We start from the raw sequence: 24042 nt of genomic DNA on the forward strand, positions 1-24042 counted from the left end.
GCTTTTGTCAGATTAATTGCGGCTTGCTGCATGTAGAATACAGCTCATTTTCTATTTGGTTTAAAGTTCTTTTCGAACTGTTTCTGAATCCTTAATGAAGGACTGTACAATACTTCATTATATTTTTTTCGACAATAAATCACAACTTCTGAGCGTTAATTGGTTATTATTACATAGTCGCCAATTAAGGTATTCAGGCAATTTTACACAGGCAAATGGATTTATGCTTCCTTTTCAATCGTTCCCTGAAAATAAAGGCTCTGTACATCATTCTTCATCCATTCTAGATTATCAGGGGCCTGTGGAAGCTGGTAACCAATGAAGAGCGGCGTAGTTACGAATCTTGGCACGACCTTGCAAATTATTTTTCCTTTAAAGCTGTAAAAGAACAGATTGTAGCTGCTGCATTTAAACGGGAAGGAATTCATGATGTAATGGACAGCCGTCTGGATCAATGAAGCAAAGGGGGCAGAAGCCCTTCCATGACCCATCGTAATGTTAAATTCATAAAAGCCCACCTTAGGCTTGTCGGATAAATTGAGCTGGACCCCGTCTTCTTCATGGATGGACAATCCCTGGAAATCCGCTTCGGCAATTTTTTCATGGTAATCTAGGTCATACAGCCCGATGATCTGCATATGCGAATGAGCAATCGTGCCTCCGGAAAGTGGTCCATGATTTTTAAATAAAACAACTGACCGATACTCCCCTGACTCCTCCATCCGGATCCAATGGCCGATGGCAAAGTCTAGAAGTCTGTTAAGATGTGCAGTTGAAAACTGCGAAAACTCCTCCTCGCACACATCGGTTTCAACCAGCACTGTCTGATAAGCATTCTCCAAGACAGGATATTTATTCTTCAGCAAAAGGATCGGACCTTCCTCATCAATGATCCCGGTAAGTTCCTCACGTGCGCAAAAAGGACAGCTCTGATTTTTATTGCGGATATTCTCAGGCTTCTGCACACCGATCGACGTATTAAAAAATAAATGTGTTTGATTCATTTCCCCCACCTGCTTATCAGATTGTTTTCTAATATTGTATTAGAAATTACGTCAAATATCATTTTAAAGGACTGTTTTCGTTCTTCGGAAACATCTGTAATAAGCATGCATACCCCCGGGACCTGCTTCATAGCTTTGTAGTGGACAAAGTCTTTCGAAGAAGCGGGGATTGATTATGCTATCTAAACTTGAAGCGTTTATACTGGGGCTGATTCAGGGGCTGACAGAGTTTTTGCCTATCAGCAGCACGGGGCACCTTTACCTTGGCCGGAACTTGTTTGGTCTTGAGGAAGCAGGCTTGCTGCTGGACACAATGCTCCATGTCGGTACGCTGCTTGCTGTATTTGTTTTTTATAAAAATGAATTCATCAAGATTTTGAAAAATCCTTTTGGGAAATTGACCTTCCTTCTTATCGTGGGTACACTGCCGGCTGTTGTAGTAGGGCTGCTGTTTGAGGATTATTTTGACGAGATATCAAAAACGGGAGTGACGATTGGCTGGGAATTCCTGATTACCGGCACATTCTTGTGGTTTGCGGACACGATCAAGAATGGCCGCAAAAAGATGGATGATATCAGCTATAAGGATGCGCTGATTATCGGGACCTTCCAGGCGGCGGCGATTTTTCCGGCAATTTCCCGTTCAGGCTTAACGATTGTCGCGGCCCTTTGGAGAAAGCTGGACCGCGAGACAGCTGCCTATTTTTCGTTCCTATTATCTACGCCAGCCATTTTGGGTGCGATCGTTCTCCAGTCAAAAGACCTTTTCAGCGGCGGAAGCGAAACCGTTTCGCTCCAGGCACTAATGATCGGCATCATTTCCTCAGCGATTTTCGGTTATTTCGCTGTAAAATGGATGATTGGTTACCTGAAAAGCAATTCTTTGAAGCCATTTGCGATTTATGTGTGGTTGATGGGGATCGTTGTCCTGTATTTTCAGTACACTGGACAGTTCTGAATCGCGTTTATAGTGAAAAGATGAATTTGATAGCGTTAATAAAATTTTTATAGCGAAATTTTACTTTTTATAGCGAAATTTTACTTTTTATAGCGAAAATCCCATTTTTATAGCGAAAAATTATTTTTTATAGCGAAAATGAAGATTTTATAGCGAACTGGAAATTCGACCGTGTTTTTTCCAGTTTCTTAACCAAAAAATGCACACCAACTAAGGTGTGCATTTTTTCATGAATATTAGCAGCCGCCGTCTCCGCCCATGAGGACTAAGCCTTCACGGTACTCGTCGTATTCAAGCGCCATGCCTTCAGTATAGTCGACGATATTGGATTCAATCGCAACCTGGATTTCATTGATTACCGTTACATGATCATCTTCTTCCGGCTCCTCCAGAGCCAGACCAATCTGCGGGCCTCCTCAGCCAAAGCCGCCGAAGTAGACACGAATACCATTTGCGTTGCGCTCTGCGAGGATTTCTTTAAGAATGTCGCGCGCTTTATCTGAAATTTGCATTCTCTCGTTTCCTTTCTGAATTAAATCTGTCTATTGCTTAGTTTACCATGGTATGAAAAAGAAATACACAATACTGCCCGGAGTATTTTGTGAAGGTTTAATTTGGAAATGAATTTCCGTAATTAAGAAAATCCTTCCTTTTCCCGTACGAATTGTGAACGAATCCTGATAAAAATATGATAAAACTAAACAAAACTAAACAAAACCACACAAACATTATATCTTTCTACCAAATATTCTAATATATTTAATTTATGAAGAAAAGGAGGGAATCTTTTTGCAAATATATACGCCGGATGAAATCGCCTCCATGCTGAAGATTTCAAAACATACAGTCTATGAAATGATCAAGCGCGGCGACCTTGCTGCTTTTAAAGTTGGCAATAAAATGCGGATTGAAGAAAGCGAGTTTGAAAGATACAAAACGAGTATGTCAGCATCGCCAGCAAAAGCGCAGGATGGTTCACAGACTAACACACTAAATACCTTGCAGCTTGCGGGAAGCCATGACTTTCTTGTCGAGCAGCTTGTTAAGTACATAGCTTCAGAGGGAACCGGGTTTTCGATCACTCCTTCCTACATCGGAAGCCTGGAAGGGTTGATGATGCTTTATCGCGGCAGCGCAGACATTGCCGCCGTTCACTTGCTCGACCCTGCATCTCAGCAGTACAATCTTCCCTTCATCCGCCAGCTGTTTGTCCATGAGCCAATCACGGTCATGAGGCTCGCTTCAAGGGAGCAGGGCTTGATTGTAGCCAAAGGGAATCCAAAAAGGATTACAGGAGTCAAAGACTTTATCAGGAATGATGTGACGATAGTCAATCGCCAAAAGGGTGCGGGGACCCGATTCTTGCTCGATTCCTTTCTTGCGAATGAAAACCTGGAACCCTCAACTGTAAAAGGCTATGAAAAAGAAGAATGGAATCATTTGGGTGCAGCAGCACATATCAGCCGGGGAACTGCCGATGCTGCTTTCGGGATCAGGTGCGCGGCAAGCCAGCTCGGCCTGGATTTCATTCCGCTCACTAAAGAGCAATTTGACCTTGTTTTCCGCTGGACACCGGAAAACAAAGCAGCATTGGAGCACTTGATCGACTTGATCCAGCTTACTAATTTTAAGGAAAGCATTGCAGACCTTGAGGGCTATGATGCTGAAGATTTCGGAAAAATCATTTATGGACACCAATTATCGGAGGTATAAAACATGAAGCTTAAGCATTTGATCTCCCTCTTGCTTGTACTTATGTTCGTCTTTGTAACAGGGTGTTCTGATTCATCTACATCGGAAGCAGAAAAACAGCCTGCCCCTAAAGCGGAAAGACCCGACTTGATTCTTGCTACAACTACGAGCACACAGGACAGCGGCCTGCTTGATGTCTTGCGTCCTGAATTTGAAAAGAAGCACAATTATAATCTGAAAATCATTGCCGTTGGAACAGGCCAGGCGCTTGAAATGGGAACCCGCGGCGAAGCGGATGTCCTGCTGGTGCACGCCCCTGCGGCTGAAGAAGAACTTGTTAAAAGCGGAGATGCCATCAACCGCCAGAAGGTCATGTACAATGACTTCATCCTTGTCGGTCCAGCTGAAGACCTGGCAAAAGTGAAAGGCTTATCCGTACCAGAGGCATTGAAGAAAATCACGGAATCAAAAGCTTCCTTCGTATCACGCGGTGATGATTCCGGTACACATAAAAAAGAGCTTGAGCTTTGGAAGAGATCTTCTCTGGACCCAAAAACTCTTGGCGATGCTTATATCGAAGCAGGACAAGGAATGGGCGCGACACTTCAGATTGCTTCAGAGAAAAAAGGCTATACGTTGACAGACCGCGCTACTTTCCTTGCGCAGAAGAAGAACATGCCTGACACTGAAATCGCAGTTGAAGGAGACGAAAGCCTGCTGAATATTTATCACGTAATGCAGGTTAACAACGAAAAACATGAAAAAGTGAATGCAGAAGGTGCGAAAGCATTTGTTGAATTCATGATTTCAGAAGATACAATGAAGATGGTCAAAGAATTCGGCGTGGATGAGTACGGCGAGCCTCTCTTCTTCCTTTTTGAGTAAGGCCCTATTTGTAAGCGTTGTTGCTTTTACAATCTCTTTAAAAGCTGCTCGGCAAAGGAGCAGCTCGAAAAAAGGTCGCTTCAATCTTTGCTTCGCTAGGTTATAATTTTACTAAGTAAAAAATTAGAAAGAAAGTCTGATTGCCATGGAACTTTTACTAGAAGGATTTAAAAAAGCGATAGAGATGATTTTGTCGGGTGACCGGGAGATTCTGGAAATCACCTTGCTGACTCTGCGGGTATCGATCACAGCAGTCTTGATCAGCACATTTATTGGTGTCCCTGCTGGAATGCTGCTCGGGCTCTCCAAGTTTCCCGGAAGGAAATTCATTCTTGCACTAATCAATATTGGCATGGGTCTCCCTCCTGTTGTCGCCGGGCTTTGGATCACTCTTTTCCTCTGGCGGTCAGGCCCGCTTGGCGAATTTTCCTGGCTCTATACCCCAACAGCCATTATCATGGCACAGGTTCTAGTATCGCTGCCGATCGTCACTGCTTTGACAAGCACGGCTTTTCAGCAGATCAATCCTAAAATGATATTGCAGGTGAAGGCGTTAGGGGCGACGAAGTTCCAGTTATACTGGATTCTAATGAAAGAGGTCAAGCTTGCTCTCCTTGCGGCTGTAATTGCCGGCTTCGGCAGGATCATCGCCGAGGTTGGTGCTGCCATGATGGTCGGCGGCAATATCAGCGGCGACACAAGAATCTTGACCACCTCGATTGTTATGGAGGTTTCGAAAGGCAATTTTGATGTGGCGCTTGCCCTATCGTTCATCCTGATGGCATTGGCGTTCGTCATCACTTTTAGCTTAACTTACTTACAGCAAAGGAAGCGGAGCATATGACCCCTCTGATCACTGTTAAAAATTTAGAAGTGAGGGCCGGAAAAAAAGTGCTTCTCTCGATTCCTCATTTTGAAATTCAAGAGGGTGAAGTGCTTGGCATCATGGGTCCGAATGGCGCTGGAAAAAGCACTTTAATAAAAGCACTGGCACTGTTGGAGCATCCTGCTCACGGTACTATTATTTTAAAAGATAAAGATATTACGAAAGAAATGACGCTGGAGATGAGGAGAAAGTTCGCTGTCGCGATGCAGCAGCCGCTTCTCCTTGATACATCAGTCTATCAAAATATCGCAGTCGGCTTGAAGCTGCGTAAGCTTCCCCGCCAGGAAATCAAAAGCAAGGTTTCTTATTGGCTCGAAAAATTCCAGATCAGCCATCTCGCAAAAAAGCATGCTTATCATCTATCAGGCGGAGAGGCCCAGCGCGTGAATCTAGCGAGGGCGATGGTGCTGGAACCCGAAATTCTTTTCCTTGATGAACCCTTCTCTGCCCTGGATTTTCCCACCAAGATACAATTATTGAAGGATATCAAATCGATCATCCAACAGACAAAAACGACGACTGTTTTTGTCAGCCACGATCTTATGGAGCTAAAATATCTAGCTGAAAACCTGGCGATTTTGATGGATGGCGAACTGAAACAAAGCGGTCCTGCAGAAGAAGTGCTGTCATCCCCAAACCCTTCCACTACCGCATTTATTAATGATTGGAAAACACTTTTAAATTAGTTTTTCACAGCATGGATGAAAAGCTCCATGCTGTTTTTTTTATGCTCAGAAAAAGGATATTTACATGTTTTGTCAAATGTTATTCTATAAAACCATTAGGCTCTTTTCGTAAATTTGTTGCTTTTCCACTCAAAAACAAAATTTTTATCCTATTCTTGGTTCAGAAACTGCTTGATAAGAGCTCGAAGCAAGATAGGTGCGCGTAAAAGCTTGTTTTGAAAAACAACAAAAAATTCGAAGATAGCCCACCAAAAAAAGGAGTCCTCTTAGATGGCAATTGATATGGATTTTACGACACATAAGCAAATGGCGATCGATTTGTTCAACCTTACTTGGGATTTGATTGAAAAGAAAGACCGGACAGAGAGTGAAGACGATACGATGGTCTACGCAGCGAACGCGTCGCGTTACCATTGGGGAGTAGTCGGCACGCCGTTGAATTTTGCCAGAGGAGAATGGCAGATTTCCAGAGTATATGCGATAGTGGGCAGAGCTGAACCAGCCTTGCATCACGCAAATAAATCAATACAATTATGCCTCGAACAGGACCTTGGCGCTTTCGACCTCGGATTCGCCTATGAAGCGATGGCGCGGGCTTACGCAGTGGCAGGCGATGCCGCCGAACAGGACCGATATCTGGAATTGGCGTTACAGACAGCTGAAAAAGTGGATAATGAAGAAAATAAAAACTGGCTTTTGAAGAATATTAAGGCTGCCAGCACTGGTGTGATCCCAGTCTAAACTCTTTTTTTTGCTGAACTACTACTGTACATAGGGGTGTGACGATGAAATATGCAGTAATAACCGGCGCTTCGAGGGGACTCGGGGCATCTGCCGCAAAACGATTGATTTCTGAAGGAATCCATGTCATTTCTGTTGCGAGAAATGAAAACAGTGATTTAAAACAAGCAGCTGACAAGGCTGGAAGCGGCTATATGCATTTCAGCTGCGACCTTGCATCAGCAGAGCAGGTCCAGAGTGTTTTCACCGAAATTGCTGAGGCCGTCTCCAAGGATGCAGAGCTTGTGTATGTCATCAATAATGCTGGGGTGATCGAGCCGATCGAGGTAGCTGGCGAAATTGATCCTGCTTTGGTTCAAAACAATGTGCAGGTCAATTTATCTGCACCAGTTATCATCAGCAATCTATTTTTACAAAAAGCGAGGGAAACCGGCTTAAAAGCAATCATCGCCAACGTGACTTCAGGTGCTGCTGAACGTCCGATCCACGGCTGGAGCATTTATTGCAGCACGAAGGCCGCTGTCAATATGTTCACAATGACTGCAGGCCTCGAACTTGCCGGTAATGGAAGCAGCAGCAAAATCATCGCCTTCAGCCCCGGAATCATGGATACCGACATGCAGGCAACGATTCGTTCTTCAAACGAGGAGGCCTTCGCCGAACTGGAGACCTTCAAGAAATATAAAGAAGGCGGCAGCCTCCGCAGTCCTGACACTGTGGCTGGAGCGCTTGTAAAATTAATTTTGGGCACCAATCTCGAAAACGGGAAGATTTATAAGGTTAATGATCTGTTATAAATGTAATAAGCGAAGGAGATCCTTCGCTTTTTTATATTTCATGTTTTGGAAAAAGGATCGTGAAGCTACTTCCGTTTTCAAGTTCACTTTCCACGCTTATTTTACCTTTATGGGCTTCTACGAGGGCTTTAACAATCGAAAGCCCGATGCCCACTCCGCCAGTTTTCCTGTCGCGGGACTTATCACCTCGGTAAAAGCGTTCAAATATATGGGGCAAATCCTGGCTGGATATGCCCATTCCTTTATCTTGAATCCGAAAACCGGCCATCTGCTCCTCTTCTACAGCTGAGATTGTAACCTCACCCTTTTCCGGAGTATATTTCAAAGCATTATTAACGATATTCGTAAGAATCTGGACCACTTTATCACGATCACCGAGGAACCAAAGGCTCTTCCCGGGGAGAATAACATTTAATCCAACCTCTTTTTGCCTGAACGCTGGAATGACTAACTCTTGCATTGCCTGTAAGAGTGCCCCTGCTTCTATTTCGGTCTTCTCAAGACGGATTTGCGGATTCTCTGCTGCCAGCAATTTTTCCAGTTCATTCACGAGGCGGACGAGCCTCATCAGTTCATTATGGCTTTGCTTCAGCCTTTCGGGCGTTGGCTGCCATATCCCATCCTGGAAGGCCTCGATCTGGCTGCGCAATGTCGCCAGGGGCGTTCGCAATTCATGTGCCAGGTCCCCGGTGAACTCTTTTCGCAGACGTTCTTCCTTTTCAAGTGACATCGCTAAATCATTGAAGGCAATGCCAAGCTGTTTCATTTCCAGCGATAAATTATCCAATGGCACCCGGACATTCTGTTTATGATGGGTCAGCTCTTCAACTGCTGCGGCCAGGCTCTTGAGTCCTGAAGTCAGCCTCTTCGAAAAAAGCATACTGAAAAACAGCGCGAGAATGATCGTCAATGCTACGGCAATCACAAGGTACTTCTGGATTTTTTGTAAAAATACATACTCGCTGTCTATAAAACCCTTAGGATAATAAACCTTCAACTTCCCAACTGCTTTACCCTCAATCTTGATCGTTTCTGTTGACGTCAGCCAATTATCTTCTTGATATGGATTGTTTTCAAATCCGATCCCCTCCAAAATGCCGAGCAGGGTGGTCGAGTCCATAAGCAGTATTTCATTTGGCGTATACAGCTTATAGTATAGGCTGTCAGTCATGGCCTGTTCATGCAGCAGCTGTGAGACCCGCTCGCCAGTAAAGGTTCCATGCTCTTTGTATTCCAATCTCAACGCATTGATCAGCTGTTCGATCCGCTCCGTGCGATTCTCGTTGATATAATGATTGAAACTCGCCTCGAACCCCCACTGCAGGCTGAAGCTGACGACAAGAATTCCTGTCAGCGACACCAGCAGGAAATAGAACAGGATTTTAGAACGCAGCGTTTTTAGCATCAGGAACTCCTCCAAATTTATAGCCCATTCCAAAAACAGTCAGGATATATTTTGGATCACGTGCATCGATTTCAATTTTTTTGCGGAGATTCTTGATATGCGTATCGATGCTTCGCTCATATCCCTCATAAGAAAATCCGTCCTCCTGGATTTTTTCAAGAAGGTCCAGCCTGCTGTATACCCGTCCAGGATACTTTGCCATGTTTGAAAGAAGCCGGTATTCAATCGGGGTAACACTTATGTTTGCTTTATGAAGTAGAATTTCTTTTTTTATATCATCGATGATCAGCTCTTGCTGGTTAAATGATATTTGATCACCAGCAGGCTTGGGTTTGTGTACCCGCCGTAAAATTGCCTGGATCCGCACTACAACTTCGCGCGGACTGAAAGGTTTCGTCACATAATCATCAGCACCGATGACGATTCCGTTAATTTTTTCATCTTCACCTGACTTAGCGGTGAGCATAAGGATGGGCACATCTGATTCCTTGCGGAGCAGCCTGCATATCTCCTCCCCGGAAATGTCCGGCAGCATCAGATCGAGAACAATCAAATCAGGTTGTATGGTGCCAGCCTTCCTTAGAGCGTCAAGTCCATTTTCCGATTTAAAAACCTGATAGCCTTCCTTAACTAAATAAGCCTCCAGGACCTCGCTGATCATCGTTTCATCGTCCACAAGCAAAATTGTCCGGCACATCCCCATACCCTCCTAAATAATCTTCATCTTCACAACTTCCACATAACTTCCCCATAAGTTCTACATACCTACTTATTATTATAAAGATAAGAAATCACCAAGGAGTTGGCGAAAAAGGAAAAATTAACGACATTCTCATCCTCGCGACTCGAACGCAATCCTTTTTGAATAACAGGGTTCGGAAAAACCCTAACCCGAAAATCGAAAACTCTAAGGATCTCGATTTTCATCCCGCTTAGCGACTCTGCGGAAAATCCCATTCCGTTAGATCTTCTGAGTGCTCTGGCTTTAAACGTTTTGCAAACTTCCCTTTTTATCAATAAATGGTTTTGAATTCAAAACCTCCCTAATTCAAAAGCTGGCCAAGTGCCAGCCTCTTTTTTTTGCAATAAACAAATCTATTTTGTTTTGAAAAACTATATTCTCCTCTGTTTCTCGATACTTTTTTAGTATGATTGTCTTAAGATTACCTGGGGAGTGGCGGATATGGATCGTATTTCATTAAAAATAGGAGCAGTTTTCTTTGTAACAATTTTATTAGTAGAAGGAATCTTATTTTATTACCTGCATTCTTCCATCATCCACTCACGGATCGACGAGGAGCTTGCCGCACTGCAAACCCGCGGCAACAACCACCGCGATATCCTTGAAAGCTCTTATCTCGATGAGACCATTCATCATATTTCATCAATGGAATCCCGGACAGATACTCATGTACTGATTACTGATCATAATGGAGAAATCGTTTCGTCATCGACTCCGGTGGACATTGCCATGAACGAAATCATTGCAGAGGCACCCGAGGACGTGAAGCGGGCCGGTTTGATTCTTGAGGATGATTGGAAAAAAAAGAAATACATTGCCTCTGTCAGCCCTCTTAATGGTGACGGTGCGGTTTATATGTTTAAAAATACCGAACGTGTCCAGGGACTGATTACTAAGCTGAACAAGCATTTCTGGCTGGCTGGAATACTGCTGATGACTTCCATGGCCATCATCACTCTTTTCCTTTCAAGATTCATCACAAAGCCTGTTATCAAGATGAATGAAGCGACTCTTAAAATCCGGAAGGGCGACTATTCCGTGACTCTGCCCCGGCTCGGGAAGGATGAATTAGGCGAACTGGGTGAGTCGATCCAGGTGCTTGCCAATGACCTGAACCATATCAAAAAGCAACGGAATGAATTTCTCGCGAGCATTTCCCATGAGCTAAGAACCCCTCTTACCTATATCAAAGGGTATGCTGACATTGCCGGGAAAGAAAATACGGCACCTGAGGACAGAAGCAAATATTTGCAGATCATTTTGGAGGAGGCTACGAAGCTATCCGCTTTGATCAAAGGATTATTTGACCTTGCCAAGATGGACGAAAATACTTTTACAATTAAAAAAGAGCCGCTTGAACTTTGCGGCTTTTTGCGAACGATCCATTCGAAAATCGAGCCGTCGTTCATTGAGAAAAAAATCAAGCTTAAATATATCTGTTCTGGGGAAGTATATATCGAGGCTGATCCTGTCCGCCTTGAACAGATCATCATCAACCTGCTGGATAATGCGAGAAAGTACTCAGAAGAAGGCACCACTTCAAAGATACAGGTCTTTAAAAAGGACGGAAAACTGCACATTTCTATTCAAGATGAAGGAAAAGGCATCCCGAAAGAGGACCAGCAGTGGATTTTTGACCGATTTTACCGAGTCGACAAGTCACGGTCCAAAGCATTAGGCGGTTCTGGCCTCGGACTCGCGATTGTAAAAGAGCTTGTCGAAGCCCATGGAGGAAAAGTCACGCTAACAAGCGAATTAAATAAAGGTTCAACTTTCGATATCATTCTTTAGAACACTTCTTCGCATCACTGGCATTCGCAGGTTATTATTTTTTTACATGGATTGTCCCGCAATTGGTTTTAAAACCCGGAAATATGGAATACATAATTAAAGGGGTGATGTCATTGAGACAAGTTGAGCGTTTGCAGGAAATAATTGATGCTGCGAAAAAAGAAAGCAATGGCAATAAAGTTTTGGTCAGCCAGCATGAAACCTCCCGCTCTGCCGTAACATTGGGCGACGAGGACACTGAATCCGGCACGAGGCTGCGCGTGAAGGTTGTGTTGAACGATTCCCTCTACTACTCTGAGGAATTCATGGATGACACGCTTTACGAAGAGGCCAGCAAGATGATTAAAGAGCTGAAAGATCTTGCACAGGTGGAATTGGTAAGCGAAGCTGAAATCCAGGACGCAGTGAAGGTGTAATAATATATTGATACTGATTGAGGCGGCTGACATTTCAGCTGCCTTTTTTGATGTTATTTCTGTTAATAGAAACCTCGTTATTTACCCTCTTATTCTGTAAAATCCAGTGAATATATGTCAGCCACAGTAAGATTTTTTACATAATTCAGCCCTTTCACTGGGAAAACTAACATGTACACACTAAAAGGAGGATTTCCAATGACGAAAAAGAACAATAAAGGCAGCAAGAATCAAAATTCGCCTAAACTGGGGAACCAAATGGCCGAGTTTTCCGGCGAGCTGACCAGCGGGGACAACAGCAAAGGCAATAAACGTAACAAAGACCAGAGCGATAAGACGGATCGGCATCACTAGGCCGGAATCAAACTGGCCCCTAATGAATTTCATCTGATCCCCTAAACGCATGAAAAAGCCGGCGATCGCCGGCTTTTAGTCCATATCCGTAAGAATGGCAGATTGGTTATTCAGGTTCGCAGGGTCGACTCCATTGCTTTCATTTTCATCGTAAAATGCTTCCTGGAGCTTCATGTTTGCTTCAGCTGTCTCGATTTGTTCTTCTTCGGAACCTGATTTGACTTGTTTGGAATTCGGATCTATATTTACAAACTTATCTTTTTTCATTACTAATCCCTCCTGTAAGTTAGTATCAGCATTAGGTTATTCTTTTACCCAAAAATCAGCCTATACTATCCTGCAAAAAATGGATTATCTAAGAACGGATGCTGCCATTCTCACATAGGTATGACGCTTTCCGCGGACGACTATTGAATAGGCAATGATATTTTCCGGTGAAGCAATGCCTGCTGCTCCTGCATCACCGATATGATACAGATCGGCTCCTGCCATTTTGCTGTTTAACGCGATTTGTTTTACCGTATCCTCATCTGCCCCCTCCTGGCTTGTGCCAGTCGTAAGGATAGCCAAAGCTCCTTTTTGGTGGACCAGATCCACTAGCTTAGAAGTCTTCTCTACAGTAAAGCCTGGCACGGTTCCAGGTGAAGGAATCAAAATGATATCCGCTCCCGCTTCTACGAAAGCATGTAAAGTTTCCTCTGTCATCATTGAGCTGCCTGTCTCTCCCGCTACCCCTGCGCCGTGCATTTTTCCGGCGATGATCAAGCCTTCTGGACCGAACGCTGCCCGGGCTTTCTCAATCGCTTTTGTAATTTCTGCATTTGTGACACCTGTTTTTGGATTCCCCGTTAGACAGACAAAGTCAAAACCCAGTTCCCTCGCCCTCTTGAGAGCTGCATCGCTAGCAATCCTTCCTTCTGGCAGCTGCTGGAGCGACTCGAGCTTGTCCGCCTGAAGATCGACCGGTTCAAGATTGAGGCCAATCGGGCGCCCGACGTGCTGTTTCAACTTGCGGACTACCTCTTCGGGTTCCGTCTCAACCAGACTTTCGATTGAAGGATTCATTACATCGAAAAAGTTCAATAGAATGAGATCCGCTCCAAACGCTGCGGCTATCTCTGCATTTGTAACCGCGGGATAAAGCGGCGAGAACGCTCCAATCACCTCGGACAAAATTGTTCTCCCTTCCGAAGCGATAATTGCTTTTTTCAAATCCTGCCCCGTCATTAGCTCGAAATCTGACGCTGTGCAATCCAATAGACGTTTCATAAATTAATCCCTCCATTCTATGTAATAAGAAAAGCGCAAGCGCTGGAACTGGGCAATTCTCAAATTGAATTTATATACTTTCCTATAAAAAAACTTGGCGGTAGAAACCGCCAAGTCGTCTGAGCTTAATGCTTATTTACGCTTCATTTCATTGGCTAGAAACTCAACATCGGTACCAACAATAACTTGAAGGTCTGTCTTATTAAGTTTAAGCACACCTTTTGCGCCGAGTCTCTTAAGCTCTGCTTCATTTACTTTATCCATATCAGCAACTTTTAACCGAAGGCGGGTAACACAGTTGTCGAGCTCCTTCAGGTTGTCTTTGCCTCCAAGGGCTGCAAGATACTGGTCACCAAGTTCAGCGTAATTTCCTTTTCCAGAGCCACTTTCAGTGAATTCACCCTCTACTTCGTCTTCACGGCCTGGTGTCTTCAGGTCAAGCTTGATGATCAGGAAGTAGAATATCAAGAAGTACAGGGCTGCATAAACCAAACCAACTCCCAATAGCAGCAATGGTTTTTGGGCAATTCCGTAGTTCAGGACATAGTCAATCGCACCGGCCGAGAACCCAAAACCATGGTGGATATCCAGCATATAAGTAATCGACATCGCTAGGCCAGTCAATACAGCGTGGATTCCATATAAGAATGGAGATAGGAACATGAACAAGAATTCGATTGGTTCTGTGATACCAGTTAGGAATGACGTGAAGGCCACACCGGCAAGGGCACCTGTAACTGCCTTTTTACGTTCTTTTTTAGCTGCGGCAATCATTGCGAAAGCTGCGGCTGGAAGGCCGAACATCATCACCGGGAAGAAACCATTCATGAAGATTCCGGCTTTCGGGTCACCAGCGAAGAAACGGTTCAGGTCACCTTTTACTACATCGCCAGCTGCATTTGTGAATTCACCAAATTCAAACCATACAAGTGTGTTCAGAACGTGGTGAAGACCCATCGGAATCAATAAACGGTTCAAGAATCCGAATACACCTACACCAAGTGCACCAGCACCAACGATCCATTCGCCGATATTGTTGATGCCAGCCTGGATTGGCGGCCATACATAACCGAAGACTCCGGCTAAAACGATCATCACCAATGAAGTAATGATCGGGACGAAGCGTTTGCCGCCGAAGAATCCTAGCCAGTCTGGCAGCTTAATATCATGATAGCGGTTGTAAAGCAAGCCAGCGATTACCCCTGATAAAATACCGCCTAGCACCGCCATGTTGATGCTTTCATTTACTGCACCTGCACCTTTTGTCAAAACGAAGTAACCGATCGCACCGGCGAGACCAGCAGCGCCGTTCCCATCCTTGGCAATTCCGACAGCCACTCCGATCGCGAACAATAGCGCAAGGTTTGCAAAAATCGCGTCACCTGCTGCAGAAATAAAAGGAATATTCAATAAGTCCGGTTGCCCGAGGCGCAGCAATAGCGCAGCTGCAGGTAAAACAGCGATTGGAAGCATCAACGCTTTACCGATTTTTTGTAAAAATCCTAGCACACTCAACACCTCTTTCGATAAGATTGTAAATGCTTACATTTTTCGAGTGCATTGTAGAAATTTGTAAACATTATACCTAGTTTAACACTTCGACTCCCTAAAGAACACCCTATAAAAAGACTATTTATAATATTTTGACTTCAGAAGATGGAGCGCTCCCTTCATGAGTGTCATCACCCAGAGAAATGGGACATGGGCTTATACCTATAGCTTATTCGATTCTTTATATAAAATTCCTTTGAGCCTCTTCAAAATGAATACAGTCACCGTAATATAAAAAACCTGCGGCAACCGCAGGTTCTGTCGTAGTTCTATTGGGCGCTTGCCTTTGCATTCCTTGAACACCGGTCCAAACGTGAAGATTTTACAATTCCCATCACCGCGCCGGCGATTTCAACCACCTCGCCATTGTTCATGACTGGCATAAGTGAAATGGCATACGTATTACCGCCAATCTCAATGTCGAAGACAATTTTTTCATTATTGTTCCAGACACATTCATAATATTTTTCAATTCTCGCAGCTTTTCCCGGCAGAAATTCTACGAGAGTTTTGCCATTCACTTCATTCGGCGTGAAGCCCAGGTCGTCCAGCAGCGCACCTCCAATGATCTGATGGATAAAATCATTCCCCTGTTTAGTCAGTTTAAAGATGATTCCATAGTGCGTCTGGATCATCTCCTCTGTCTGGCGCCAGATTTTTTCTTGCGGGTCCTTCAGGAAGCTGTCATCTGCAATCGTCGAGAAATAAAAACCTTTCATGATGAAAAAGTACCCAAGCGCTTTGAAAATATGCCCGGTGAAATTGTCGATGTCATAAACGCTTTGATATATGGTAAAAATGAGCCCGGACAAAAATAAAAATGTAAATGCCAGGGCGATGTATAGATGCTGCCCATTTTTGCCTTCATTATAAAAATAAAGCGAGATGACAATGGAGATAAAATGCAGGAAGCTTACACTGTACTCAAAGAGATTTTTTAAAATTGTCGTACCTTCCCCTTCAATTACGAGAAGCGGCAAGCTTTGTTCATACTTAAATACGATAAACGAAATAGACCCGATGACCACAGCGCATAAAACAAGGCATGCCCGCCTTGGATCCAGCTTCAGTTGCCTGTCTGGAATTATAAGGACAATCACCATCATCAAAGACTCAATGATGCGCGCGGAAATCCAGAACCATGTAGCTTTGGCAATTGAACTTTCGGTTATGAAAAATGGCATTCCCTTAAAAGACAGAGTATGCAATAAATCCAGCATCCCGACGATGAAAAATAAAAATGACAGCAAGAGAATTTTGCGCGACCTCGAAAAATTAAACGATTTCCACCCGTATGAAAAAATCGAAAATGAAACAGCTATGCTGAAAAACTCAAGAATCGTATGGATTGCGATATAGTTTTCTGGATTGAGATAAGTTGAAAGGTTTGAATGATAGAGATGAATCAGCATTAGCAGCAATACTGCCGATACAATGTACACAAGAAATCTTCTCTCAGACATGCTCTTCTCCATTTTGCTCACCTGCTTCTGAAAGATATGGTTACTTTAAATTATAAGCACGCAGCAGGGCTGCAGCGTAAGGTACATATATCAGTTTTGTGAAAATTGACAATTTGGCAGGAATACTAATTGGGGTTTTGCTATTTTTCTTTTATTCGGTAAAGTGGTAGTTAGCTAGATTAAAAGGACGTGTAGTAATGAAAATGAATGACTTTCTGCCCCGTTTTACCCTTCCTGTCATGAAAGGCATTTTATTGACATTGGCCTTGGCCCTTGCCGCTAGATTCATAGCAGGCCTGCCATTTTTTTCGATCATGGGCCAGCTCGTCATCGCCATCATGCTGGGTATGGTTTGGCGGGCAATTGCCGGAGTGAACAGCGGTCTGATGGAGGGAGCTTCATATTCCAGCAAAAAATTGCTGCGGCTCGGCATCATTCTGCTCGGGTTCAGGCTGAATCTATATGACATTTACAATGCAGGGTCGACCGTATTCTTGATTGCCTTCGCTAATTTGACATTTGCCTTATTGGTTGTGTATGGACTAAGCAGGGTTTTCAAAGTGGAGAAAAGGCTTGGCATCCTGACAGCTTGCGGGACAGCGATTTGCGGTGCAGCCGCAGTCGTCGCGATCGCACCGGTAATCAAGGCAGATGAAAAAGAAACAGCAGTCGGCGCTGCCAACGTAGCTGTGCTCGGCACGATTTTCACAATCGTTTATACGCTGATATTCTCTTATCTTGGGTTGAATGCGCTCGAATATGGCGTTTTATCGGGCGGCACTTTACATGAAATCGCCCATGTGGTCGCTGCTGCCGATCCGGCCGGGCAGGCTGCCCTGGACTTGGCCATCATCGTAAAATTGACCAGGGTCGCTTTACTTGTTCCGGTAGCCATTCTGATTGGCTTTTACCTTAAGCGGAAAGAAACTGGATCCGCCGGGGAAAAACTGACTTTTTCCACGCTCCCTATCCCGTGGTTCATCCTCGGCTTCCTTGCGGTCAGCGCATTCAATACGACCGGGATTGTAAGCGGATCAGCTGCAACCACAATTGTCAGTCTCGCCTACTTGCTGATCGGCATGGCCATGGCCGGACTCGGGATGAGTGTCGATTTTAAATCATTCAGGCAAATGGGCGGCAAGGCGCTGTCAGCAGGGCTGGCGGGATCTGTGCTCCTTGCAATATTTGGCTATATGTTGGTTATTGTTCTTTTATAAAAGCTCTTTTTGTATCTTAAACTGTGCGAAAACAGTAAAAGCAACCAGAGTCGGCTGCTTTTACTGTTTTAATGCTGCTTATAGAACATACCATTGACGATCTCCACAAGATCATTCGGAAGACGCTCTTCCCGTTCGATTTTATATAAATACTGAACAAATTCGCAAAGCTTCTTCGTTTGGATGAAGTCCATTTTATCCGTATGCTCTTTAAGCAAATCAAGCAATAGAATAAAGTCCTCGTCCGTATAAGTATCATTTTCGATTTTATTCCGGACCGACATGAATTGCTGCTGCTCCGCCAAATCATGCAAGATCAATTCATCATTCATTTCACATGCTCCTCGCTAACAAACTGTCACTCTATTAAATTGACTCAATTATAACGTTTTAAACTAGAAATGAATAAATATATCCACATGGTACTGAATTAGTAAAAATGGTTCTGAATTGGAAAAAGTAGTGATTACGGCTTAAATCGTAGTGATTATTGTCAAAAACGTAGTGATTATTGTTTAAATCGTAGTGATTATTGTTTAAATCGTAGTGATTATTGTAAAAATCGTAGTGATTAGACGAAAGACAGAGTGATTACAGCGAAAGACGGTGTGATTGTAGTAGGTTTCGTTGTGAAAAATGGTTATTCCGTTGATTTTTAAACTGGTATACTCCAAATACAAAAAAATAAAGCGGCACATGGCCGCTTTACCTCTATTAGTCTATGAAAATCTTTCCTGGGTTCAGGATTCCGTTCGGATCGAGTGTTTTCTTGATGCTTTTCATGACATCGTAGGCTGCACCATGCTCCAGGCGCTGATATTTCGCTTTCCCGAGGCCCACTCCATGCTCGCCGGTACAGGTTCCGCCTCTTTTAAGGGCATAGTGGACGATTTCTTCATTAATACATTCGCCATCTTTTACTTCATCTGGGTTTTGCATATCCATCAGCAGCAAGACGTGATAGTTGCCGTCACCGACATGTCCTACAATCGAGCCCTCAATGGATGATGCATCAATTAATTCACGGGTGTGCAGAATGGCGCCGGTCAATTCAGAAACGGGCACGCTGACATCTGTCAGCATAATGCTTTTCTTGCCGGCGGTGTGTTTATAGGCATACAAAAGATTATGCCTTGCCTCCCAAAGCTGGTTGCGCGCTTTGGAATCAGCTTCAAATTGAAAGTTGGTACAGCCATGGTCCCCGACAATTTCACTGGCAAACTCAATATCCTGGGCAAGGCCCGCTTCATTTCCGTGGAATTCCATGAAAAGCGTCGTGCTTTCTTCGTACTGTGTTTCCATATATTCATTCACTTTTTTAACCGATTCAGCATCAACAAACTCAATCCGCGCTACGGGAATACCGCCTGCTAAAATTGCAACCACCGCATCGACTGCATTTTTTACAGTAGGAAAAACAGCTCTTGCAGCGGTAATCGCTTCAGGAATGCCGTACACCTTCAAGGTGAGTTCGGTAATGACGCCAAGCGTCCCTTCCGATCCGACAAACATGCCGTTCAGGTGGATGCCTGATGAAGACTTGGCAGCCAGGCTTCCTGTATGGATGATGTCACCGCCAGCGAGGACGACTTCGAGATCTCTTACCTGATCACGCATGATGCCGTACCTGACAGAGGTCGTGCCGCTCGCATTCGTGGCGGCCATCCCGCCAAGAGTCGCATCGGCTCCAGGGTCGACGGTAAAAAACAAACCATATTTCTTCAGTTCCTTGTTCAGCACCGACCTTGTGACGCCTGGCTGGACCTTTACAAGAAAATCACTTTCCTTCACTTCCAAAATCGCATTCATCTGTGAAAGGTCCATGGAAATTCCGCCATTTACAGGAATGACATGGCCTTCAAGGCTCGTTCCCAATCCGAATGGAATGACAGGAATCTTCCGTTCATTCGCAAATTCAAGCACCTTGCTGACATCCTCTTTATTCTGCGGAAACACAACGGCGTCAGGCAGCTTTGGTTCATGATAGGATTCATCCCTGCCGTGAAGCTCAAGTATCGTTTCATTTACTGTAACAAGGTCGTCGCCAATGATGTTCATTAACTCCTTAATATAGTCTGCCAATTCCCTCTCCCCTTTTTTATGGAATGATCGATGGTCAGCAACGCGTAACACGTTGTCAGTTTTGTATATTGTAAGTGGATCCCATTTGTTCAGGAACCAAGGTACTTCGCATAATAGGATTTCGCCTTCACGGTATCATTCGTGCCGTGGACCAAAACCCTTCCGTCATGGAAGATTACCATCGTAATTTCTTCGTCAGGCATGAAGCGCAGCAAAAATGGATTGCCCTTCACCTGGCCGTTATTTTTCAATCGGCCGGCGAGTTTCTCCAAATCCGTTTTTGATTTTTGACGCGGGTTGATTTGGATTGTATTCCTGCCGCATAATGATGCATAGTTTATTTGCTGGTCTGATGACCTGTCCAAAAACTCGTAATGGTGCTGGACACAGGCTGGGCATTCAGGATTGCGGCCCTGGCTTACATCCATTTGCAAAAATGAATTGTACCAAATATCCATTTGTTCAAGATTCGGATTCGACTCTGCTCCAACAAGAAGCTTGAGTGCTTCGACAGCCTCGAAGGACCCGATAATATCCGTAATCGGAGAAAGGACGCCTATGCTGTCGCACGTATCTCCCAAGCCTGCTGGCACTGACGGGAACAGACAGCGATAGCACGGGGTCTCACCTGGCTTGATCACAGCGAACATTCCCCTCGAGCTGACCGCACCGCCATAAACCCACGGAATGCCGTGTTTGACTGCGACATCATTGATTAAATAGCGGGCCATGAAATTATCTGTTCCGTCGACGATTACGTCAAACCCTGATAGTAAATCTTCCGCATTATCCAGAGTCAGATCGGCAATGATCGGTTCTACTTTTACCCCGGAATTGATTTTCTTCAGTTTTTTTTCTGCAGCAATCACCTTTGGCAGACCTTCACGAGCATCGTCTTCATCATAAAGAGTCTGGCGCTGCAGATTGGACAATTCTACCAAGTCCCTGTCAATGATCCGAACATGTCCCACGCCTGAACGGACCAAATGGTTTGATATTACCGTACCGAGTGCTCCCATTCCGACAATAACCGCAGAACTTTTTAAAAGTTTCTCCTGACCTTCACTGCCAATCTGCTGAAATAATATTTGCCGCGAATAACGCTCCATTTCTGTCATGAAAATCCCCTCGCTTCTAAATCGATTATATCTATAAATAAAGCTTTTTTTTATAAAATATTTTCACTATACTTAATATTAAGAGGAATTCTATACCCTCTTGGCTAATTATATATTAATAATAAAGTTTGAAAGAGGTGGATTAGTTAAGATGAATCTTGGGGGATTTAAAAACAAGGAAGTTTTAGTTGATTTGACGAATGGTTCGGTTGATTACCGCGGCATCAACGAAGATGATGTAAGAAAGTATGTCGGCGGACGCGGTCTTGGTGTTAAATACGTTTTGGATAACGGACCAGAGGTTGAGCCTCTATCTGAAGAAAACATCCTATGTATCATGACAGGGCCTGTTACAGGATCACGTTCTTCTATGAGCGGACGTCTTGCAGTCGTAACAAAGTCTCCATTGACTGGGACGGTTACTGACTCTCACATGGGCGGCTGGACTGCTGCTCGTTTAAAATGGGCTGGCATCGACAATGTCATTTTCAAAGGTAAGAGCGACAAGCCTGTTTACCTTTACATCGAAAATGGCCAAGCCGAGCTTCGTGATGCTTCTGCTTTATGGGGATTGAGCACACGCGCGACTGTCCTGGCATTGAAAGATGCTCATGGCGAAGATAACCTTAGCGTTATGACAATCGGCCAGGCAGGCGAAAACGGCGTACGTTTTGCTGGTTTCATGAACGAGCATGACCGTGCTGCTGGACGCGGGGGTACTGGTGCGGTCGCTGGCTACAAAAAGCTGAAGGCAATCGTCATCAAAGCTGCGCAAAAGGGCAATATGCCTGAACCTGCACAGAAGGATGAGTACACTCAAGCTAACAAAAAGGCCGTTAAAGCCATTCTTGAAGGCGGTTTGACTGCTCCTAACAAAGGCGGATTATCCGTATACGGAACAAACGTCCTTACTAACTTGATCAATGAAGTGGGAGCGCTTCCAACGAGGAACTCTCAATTAACACACTGGGATGAGGCTGAAAAGCACTCCGGCGAGTATGTAAACGAGCATTTGCTTGTTGCGAACAATACATGCCACGCTTGCCCGGTTGGCTGTAAGATTGAAGTTGAAGTTAAAGAAGGAAAATATAAGACTCGCGTTGAGAGCTTTGAGTTTGAATCAGCATGGGCACTTGGTGCGAACAGCGGATTGAGCGACTCTGAAGCAATCGCATACTTAATCGATATCTGTAACGAGTACGGTATGGATACAATCGAGCTTGGACACGCAATCTCCGTCACAATGGAAGCCTATGAAAAAGGCATCGTTGACGAGAAGCTTGACTGGGGCGACGCTGACGGCATGATCGAAATCGCTCGCAAAATCGCGTTCCGTGAAGGCTTCGGCGGCATCCTTGCTGAAGGTCCTGCACGCGCAACTGCTGCATGGGGCGTTCCTGAACTTTCAATGTCAGTTAAAGGCCAGTCCATCCCGGCTTATGACCCACGCGGAATCCAGGGGATCGGCCTTGGCTATGCGACAAGTAACCGTGGTGCCTGCCACCTACGCGGCTACACAATCGCATCTGAGATCGCTGGAATTCCTGAACCAACTGACCGTACAGTAGCAGAGGGCAAAGCTGAGCTTCTGAATGTATTCCAGAACCTGCTTTCTTTCTCTGACTCTATGAATATCTGTAAGTTCTCTTCTTTCTCTGAGAATGCAGAGCACTATGCTGAGCAATACAGCACAATGACTGGCATTCCGATGACGGCTGAGGATGTCATGCTTGCAGGTGAAAGAATCTACAACCTTGAGCGCTACTACAACAACCTAGCTGGCTTCAACAAGCGTGAGGATGATTTCCTCCCTAAACGCTTCACTGAAGAAGCAGCATCTGGAAACAGCGCTGGCATGGTAAGCCGCATGGATATCATGCTTGAAGACTACTATAATGTCCGAGGCTGGAAAGACGGCGTTGTTACAGAAGAAAAACTTCGCGAACTAGGCATCATTGGCGAAGCAACAACTCCAGCTACTGAAGAAGTTTAATATTTTCGCAGGAGACCAGGCTGATTTCAGCCTGGTTTTTCATGTGGAAAAATCGACTTGGTCGATATAATCGGAAATGTGGTCGATATATTTAAAAATCCGCTGATATAATTCAAAATGTGGTCGATAAATCTTAAAATGTGGTCGATAAATTTTAAAATTCGCCAATAAAATCAAAATGTGGTCGATATCTTCGAAAGTGGTCTCCTTTGAGGTGTAAATCTGCATTCCTATTAGAGTGATAAGCACTCAATAAGCGATACCCAGCAGCAGCATCCTCGGTTTTCACCTGAAAATAATCGGTCTTCAGCAAAAAATAAAGGTCCCGGCAATCAGCTGCCGAAACCTCCGCTACCCGCCGACCCGGGTTGTTTTATAACGGTAATTCTTAATCAGCTGCTCGAGATCTTCCAGGCTTTCCGCGGCAAACCGTATATGTACGGCATTAACGATGAACGTTTTCGTAAAAGCCAGTTCATCCTCGCTTAAAATTTCTGCTCTCCAGCTGTCTGCTTCATACACAAACGGGAAGGAGTCGGAAACGAGCCTGCCGCCCAGTTCTTCAAAATACATGCCAAGATGTTCCCTGTTGATCCCGCGAAATTCCAGTATACTATCAACCATATCAGCCACCGGCAACCGGAGGGAACAGCGCAAACTGGTCGCTTTCTTTTACAAAAGTTTCAAGGTCTTGATCATGGACGATGTTCCGGCCATTTATATAAACATGGACAAACGGCTTTAGCTGCTTTTCTTCTGTAAAAATCTCCTCGTCCAAGTCCGGGAACATTTCGATCATTTTGTCGAGCACATCGACTACCCGATCACCATCAGGCTTGACTTCGACCGTCACGCCTCCGCAAATTTGCCTGAGGTTGGCAAACACCTTAACTTGCATCCATACCGCCCCTTTCTTCTTAACTTAATAATAAAATGAAAATTGAAAAATGTCATTAGCTCTTTCTATCATAATCACTTTGAAAATGTGCACC

At 44.5% G+C, this 24042-nt stretch carries 24 protein-coding genes; 12 read left to right on the forward strand and 12 right to left on the reverse strand.

Annotated features, from left to right (window positions below):
• Nucleotides 1-221: 221 nt before the first annotated feature.
• A complete protein-coding gene (locus M3204_RS03065; RefSeq protein ID WP_251478418.1) occupies nucleotides 222-1004 on the reverse strand; it encodes a DUF4931 domain-containing protein in 783 nt (260 codons plus the stop codon).
• Between the two features lie 175 nt (nucleotides 1005-1179).
• Between M3204_RS03065 and M3204_RS03070 the strand changes: the two genes are divergently transcribed.
• From M3204_RS03070 to M3204_RS03100, 7 genes are all read left to right on the forward strand, one after another.
• On the forward strand, nucleotides 1180-1962 hold the full coding sequence (locus tag M3204_RS03070) for an undecaprenyl-diphosphate phosphatase (protein WP_251478420.1): 783 nt from the start codon (nucleotides 1180-1182) through the stop codon (nucleotides 1960-1962).
• A gap of 789 nt (nucleotides 1963-2751) precedes the next feature.
• Nucleotides 2752-3675 carry a substrate-binding domain-containing protein gene (locus tag M3204_RS03075; RefSeq protein WP_251478424.1) on the forward strand — a complete coding sequence of 308 codons (924 nt, stop codon included), beginning with the start codon at nucleotides 2752-2754 and terminating at the stop codon, nucleotides 3673-3675.
• A gap of 3 nt (nucleotides 3676-3678) precedes the next feature.
• Nucleotides 3679-4539, forward strand: coding sequence for an extracellular solute-binding protein (locus M3204_RS03080; RefSeq protein ID WP_251478428.1), 861 nt, complete (start codon nucleotides 3679-3681; stop codon nucleotides 4537-4539).
• A 145-nt stretch (nucleotides 4540-4684) separates the two neighbouring features.
• On the forward strand, nucleotides 4685-5383 hold the full coding sequence (locus tag M3204_RS03085) for an ABC transporter permease (protein ID WP_251478432.1): 699 nt from the start codon (nucleotides 4685-4687) through the stop codon (nucleotides 5381-5383).
• The gene (locus tag M3204_RS03090) at nucleotides 5380-6111 is read left to right on the forward strand and encodes an ABC transporter ATP-binding protein (protein ID WP_251478434.1); all 732 of its coding nucleotides are present in this window, start codon (nucleotides 5380-5382) and stop codon (nucleotides 6109-6111) included. The genes M3204_RS03085 and M3204_RS03090 overlap by 4 nt, the downstream gene beginning before the upstream one ends.
• Before the next feature lie 270 nt (nucleotides 6112-6381).
• Nucleotides 6382-6852, forward strand: coding sequence for a hypothetical protein (locus M3204_RS03095; protein ID WP_251478437.1), 471 nt, complete (start codon nucleotides 6382-6384; stop codon nucleotides 6850-6852).
• A 44-nt stretch (nucleotides 6853-6896) separates the two neighbouring features.
• A complete protein-coding gene (locus M3204_RS03100) occupies nucleotides 6897-7649 on the forward strand; it encodes a (S)-benzoin forming benzil reductase (RefSeq protein ID WP_251478440.1) in 753 nt (250 codons plus the stop codon).
• A gap of 31 nt (nucleotides 7650-7680) precedes the next feature.
• On the opposite strand, the gene M3204_RS03105 is transcribed toward M3204_RS03100, so the two are convergent.
• Together M3204_RS03105 and M3204_RS03110 are read right to left on the reverse strand one after the other, a co-directional pair.
• On the reverse strand, nucleotides 7681-9054 hold the full coding sequence (locus M3204_RS03105; RefSeq protein WP_251478443.1) for a sensor histidine kinase: 1374 nt from the start codon (nucleotides 9052-9054) through the stop codon (nucleotides 7681-7683).
• Nucleotides 9032-9751, reverse strand: coding sequence for a response regulator (locus tag M3204_RS03110; protein WP_251478445.1), 720 nt, complete (start codon nucleotides 9749-9751; stop codon nucleotides 9032-9034). Before M3204_RS03110 ends, M3204_RS03105 begins: the two co-directional genes overlap by 23 nt.
• 486 nt (nucleotides 9752-10237) lie before the next feature.
• On the opposite strand from M3204_RS03110, the gene M3204_RS03115 reads away from it, so the two are divergent.
• The 3 genes from M3204_RS03115 (at nucleotide 10238) to M3204_RS03125 (ending at nucleotide 12357) form a co-directional block, all read left to right on the forward strand.
• Nucleotides 10238-11587 carry a HAMP domain-containing sensor histidine kinase gene (locus M3204_RS03115; protein ID WP_251478447.1) on the forward strand — a complete coding sequence of 450 codons (1350 nt, stop codon included), beginning with the start codon at nucleotides 10238-10240 and terminating at the stop codon, nucleotides 11585-11587.
• A 113-nt stretch (nucleotides 11588-11700) separates the two neighbouring features.
• On the forward strand, nucleotides 11701-12003 hold the full coding sequence (locus M3204_RS03120; protein WP_251478449.1) for a hypothetical protein: 303 nt from the start codon (nucleotides 11701-11703) through the stop codon (nucleotides 12001-12003).
• Nucleotides 12004-12201: 198 nt separating this feature from the next.
• A complete protein-coding gene (locus M3204_RS03125) occupies nucleotides 12202-12357 on the forward strand; it encodes a hypothetical protein (RefSeq protein ID WP_251478450.1) in 156 nt (51 codons plus the stop codon).
• 75 nt (nucleotides 12358-12432) lie between these two features.
• Here the strand turns inward: M3204_RS03125 and M3204_RS03130 are convergent, their stop codons facing one another.
• The 4 genes from M3204_RS03130 to M3204_RS03145 all read right to left on the reverse strand — a co-directional run bounded on the left by M3204_RS03130 (nucleotide 12433) and on the right by M3204_RS03145 (nucleotide 16652).
• On the reverse strand, nucleotides 12433-12624 hold the full coding sequence (locus tag M3204_RS03130) for a hypothetical protein (protein ID WP_251478452.1): 192 nt from the start codon (nucleotides 12622-12624) through the stop codon (nucleotides 12433-12435).
• Between the two features lie 84 nt (nucleotides 12625-12708).
• The gene (locus tag M3204_RS03135) at nucleotides 12709-13626 is read right to left on the reverse strand and encodes a haloacid dehalogenase-like hydrolase (protein ID WP_251478454.1); all 918 of its coding nucleotides are present in this window, start codon (nucleotides 13624-13626) and stop codon (nucleotides 12709-12711) included.
• A 132-nt stretch (nucleotides 13627-13758) separates the two neighbouring features.
• Nucleotides 13759-15135, reverse strand: a complete 1377-nt coding sequence (gene nagE / locus M3204_RS03140) for an N-acetylglucosamine-specific PTS transporter subunit IIBC (RefSeq protein ID WP_251478456.1) — start codon at nucleotides 15133-15135, stop codon at nucleotides 13759-13761.
• A 311-nt stretch (nucleotides 15136-15446) separates the two neighbouring features.
• On the reverse strand, nucleotides 15447-16652 hold the full coding sequence (locus M3204_RS03145; RefSeq protein ID WP_251478458.1) for an MASE3 domain-containing protein: 1206 nt from the start codon (nucleotides 16650-16652) through the stop codon (nucleotides 15447-15449).
• Nucleotides 16653-16837: 185 nt separating this feature from the next.
• Between M3204_RS03145 and M3204_RS03150 the strand changes: the two genes are divergently transcribed.
• Nucleotides 16838-17857, forward strand: coding sequence for a YeiH family protein (locus M3204_RS03150; protein WP_251478461.1), 1020 nt, complete (start codon nucleotides 16838-16840; stop codon nucleotides 17855-17857).
• Between the two features lie 68 nt (nucleotides 17858-17925).
• Here the strand turns inward: M3204_RS03150 and M3204_RS03155 are convergent, their stop codons facing one another.
• The 3 genes from M3204_RS03155 to M3204_RS03165 all read right to left on the reverse strand — a co-directional run bounded on the left by M3204_RS03155 (nucleotide 17926) and on the right by M3204_RS03165 (nucleotide 21057).
• The gene (locus M3204_RS03155) at nucleotides 17926-18189 is read right to left on the reverse strand and encodes a hypothetical protein (RefSeq protein ID WP_251478463.1); all 264 of its coding nucleotides are present in this window, start codon (nucleotides 18187-18189) and stop codon (nucleotides 17926-17928) included.
• A gap of 382 nt (nucleotides 18190-18571) precedes the next feature.
• Nucleotides 18572-19915 carry an FAD-binding oxidoreductase gene (locus tag M3204_RS03160; protein WP_251479062.1) on the reverse strand — a complete coding sequence of 448 codons (1344 nt, stop codon included), beginning with the start codon at nucleotides 19913-19915 and terminating at the stop codon, nucleotides 18572-18574.
• 113 nt (nucleotides 19916-20028) lie between these two features.
• Nucleotides 20029-21057 (reverse strand): ThiF family adenylyltransferase, encoded by a 1029-nt coding sequence (locus tag M3204_RS03165; protein ID WP_251478465.1) that lies wholly within the window; start codon nucleotides 21055-21057, stop codon nucleotides 20029-20031.
• A 151-nt stretch (nucleotides 21058-21208) separates the two neighbouring features.
• Here M3204_RS03165 and M3204_RS03170 point away from each other — a divergent pair, with 151 nt between their 5' ends.
• Nucleotides 21209-23050 carry an aldehyde ferredoxin oxidoreductase family protein gene (locus M3204_RS03170; protein WP_251478468.1) on the forward strand — a complete coding sequence of 614 codons (1842 nt, stop codon included), beginning with the start codon at nucleotides 21209-21211 and terminating at the stop codon, nucleotides 23048-23050.
• 351 nt (nucleotides 23051-23401) lie between these two features.
• On the opposite strand, the gene M3204_RS03175 is transcribed toward M3204_RS03170, so the two are convergent.
• Both M3204_RS03175 and M3204_RS03180 read right to left on the reverse strand, forming a co-directional pair.
• Nucleotides 23402-23674 (reverse strand): hypothetical protein, encoded by a 273-nt coding sequence (locus M3204_RS03175; protein WP_251478470.1) that lies wholly within the window; start codon nucleotides 23672-23674, stop codon nucleotides 23402-23404.
• Between the two features lies 1 nt (nucleotide 23675).
• Nucleotides 23676-23948, reverse strand: a complete 273-nt coding sequence (locus M3204_RS03180; RefSeq protein ID WP_251478472.1) for a ubiquitin-like small modifier protein 1 — start codon at nucleotides 23946-23948, stop codon at nucleotides 23676-23678.
• Nucleotides 23949-24042: the final 94 nt, after the last annotated feature.

It is taken from the genome of Mesobacillus subterraneus, from assembly GCF_023715485.1.
GTDB lineage: Bacteria > Bacillota > Bacilli > Bacillales > Cytobacillaceae > Mesobacillus > Mesobacillus subterraneus_B.

What these genes read in the sequence shown, in the direction of transcription:
- M3204_RS03065 (WP_251478418.1), bottom strand. Translation starts at nt 1,004, where the DNA reads ATGAATCAAACACATTTATTTTTTAATACGTCGATCGGTGTGCAGAAG.
- M3204_RS03070 (WP_251478420.1), top strand. Translation starts at nt 1,180, where the DNA reads ATGCTATCTAAACTTGAAGCGTTTATACTGGGGCTGATTCAGGGGCTG.
- M3204_RS03080 (WP_251478428.1), top strand. Translation starts at nt 3,679, where the DNA reads ATGAAGCTTAAGCATTTGATCTCCCTCTTGCTTGTACTTATGTTCGTC.
- M3204_RS03085 (WP_251478432.1), top strand. Translation starts at nt 4,685, where the DNA reads ATGGAACTTTTACTAGAAGGATTTAAAAAAGCGATAGAGATGATTTTG.
- M3204_RS03090 (WP_251478434.1), top strand. Translation starts at nt 5,380, where the DNA reads ATGACCCCTCTGATCACTGTTAAAAATTTAGAAGTGAGGGCCGGAAAA.
- M3204_RS03095 (WP_251478437.1), top strand. Translation starts at nt 6,382, where the DNA reads ATGGCAATTGATATGGATTTTACGACACATAAGCAAATGGCGATCGAT.
- M3204_RS03100 (WP_251478440.1), top strand. Translation starts at nt 6,897, where the DNA reads ATGAAATATGCAGTAATAACCGGCGCTTCGAGGGGACTCGGGGCATCT.
- M3204_RS03105 (WP_251478443.1), bottom strand. Translation starts at nt 9,054, where the DNA reads ATGCTAAAAACGCTGCGTTCTAAAATCCTGTTCTATTTCCTGCTGGTG.
- M3204_RS03110 (WP_251478445.1), bottom strand. Translation starts at nt 9,751, where the DNA reads ATGTGCCGGACAATTTTGCTTGTGGACGATGAAACGATGATCAGCGAG.
- M3204_RS03115 (WP_251478447.1), top strand. Translation starts at nt 10,238, where the DNA reads ATGGATCGTATTTCATTAAAAATAGGAGCAGTTTTCTTTGTAACAATT.
- M3204_RS03125 (WP_251478450.1), top strand. Translation starts at nt 12,202, where the DNA reads ATGACGAAAAAGAACAATAAAGGCAGCAAGAATCAAAATTCGCCTAAA.
- M3204_RS03130 (WP_251478452.1), bottom strand. Translation starts at nt 12,624, where the DNA reads ATGAAAAAAGATAAGTTTGTAAATATAGATCCGAATTCCAAACAAGTC.
- M3204_RS03135 (WP_251478454.1), bottom strand. Translation starts at nt 13,626, where the DNA reads ATGAAACGTCTATTGGATTGCACAGCGTCAGATTTCGAGCTAATGACG.
- M3204_RS03145 (WP_251478458.1), bottom strand. Translation starts at nt 16,652, where the DNA reads ATGGAGAAGAGCATGTCTGAGAGAAGATTTCTTGTGTACATTGTATCG.
- M3204_RS03150 (WP_251478461.1), top strand. Translation starts at nt 16,838, where the DNA reads ATGAAAATGAATGACTTTCTGCCCCGTTTTACCCTTCCTGTCATGAAA.
- M3204_RS03155 (WP_251478463.1), bottom strand. Translation starts at nt 18,189, where the DNA reads ATGAATGATGAATTGATCTTGCATGATTTGGCGGAGCAGCAGCAATTC.
- M3204_RS03160 (WP_251479062.1), bottom strand. Translation starts at nt 19,915, where the DNA reads ATGAACATCATTGGCGACGACCTTGTTACAGTAAATGAAACGATACTT.
- M3204_RS03165 (WP_251478465.1), bottom strand. Translation starts at nt 21,057, where the DNA reads ATGACAGAAATGGAGCGTTATTCGCGGCAAATATTATTTCAGCAGATT.
- M3204_RS03170 (WP_251478468.1), top strand. Translation starts at nt 21,209, where the DNA reads ATGAATCTTGGGGGATTTAAAAACAAGGAAGTTTTAGTTGATTTGACG.
- M3204_RS03175 (WP_251478470.1), bottom strand. Translation starts at nt 23,674, where the DNA reads ATGGTTGATAGTATACTGGAATTTCGCGGGATCAACAGGGAACATCTT.
- M3204_RS03180 (WP_251478472.1), bottom strand. Translation starts at nt 23,948, where the DNA reads ATGCAAGTTAAGGTGTTTGCCAACCTCAGGCAAATTTGCGGAGGCGTG.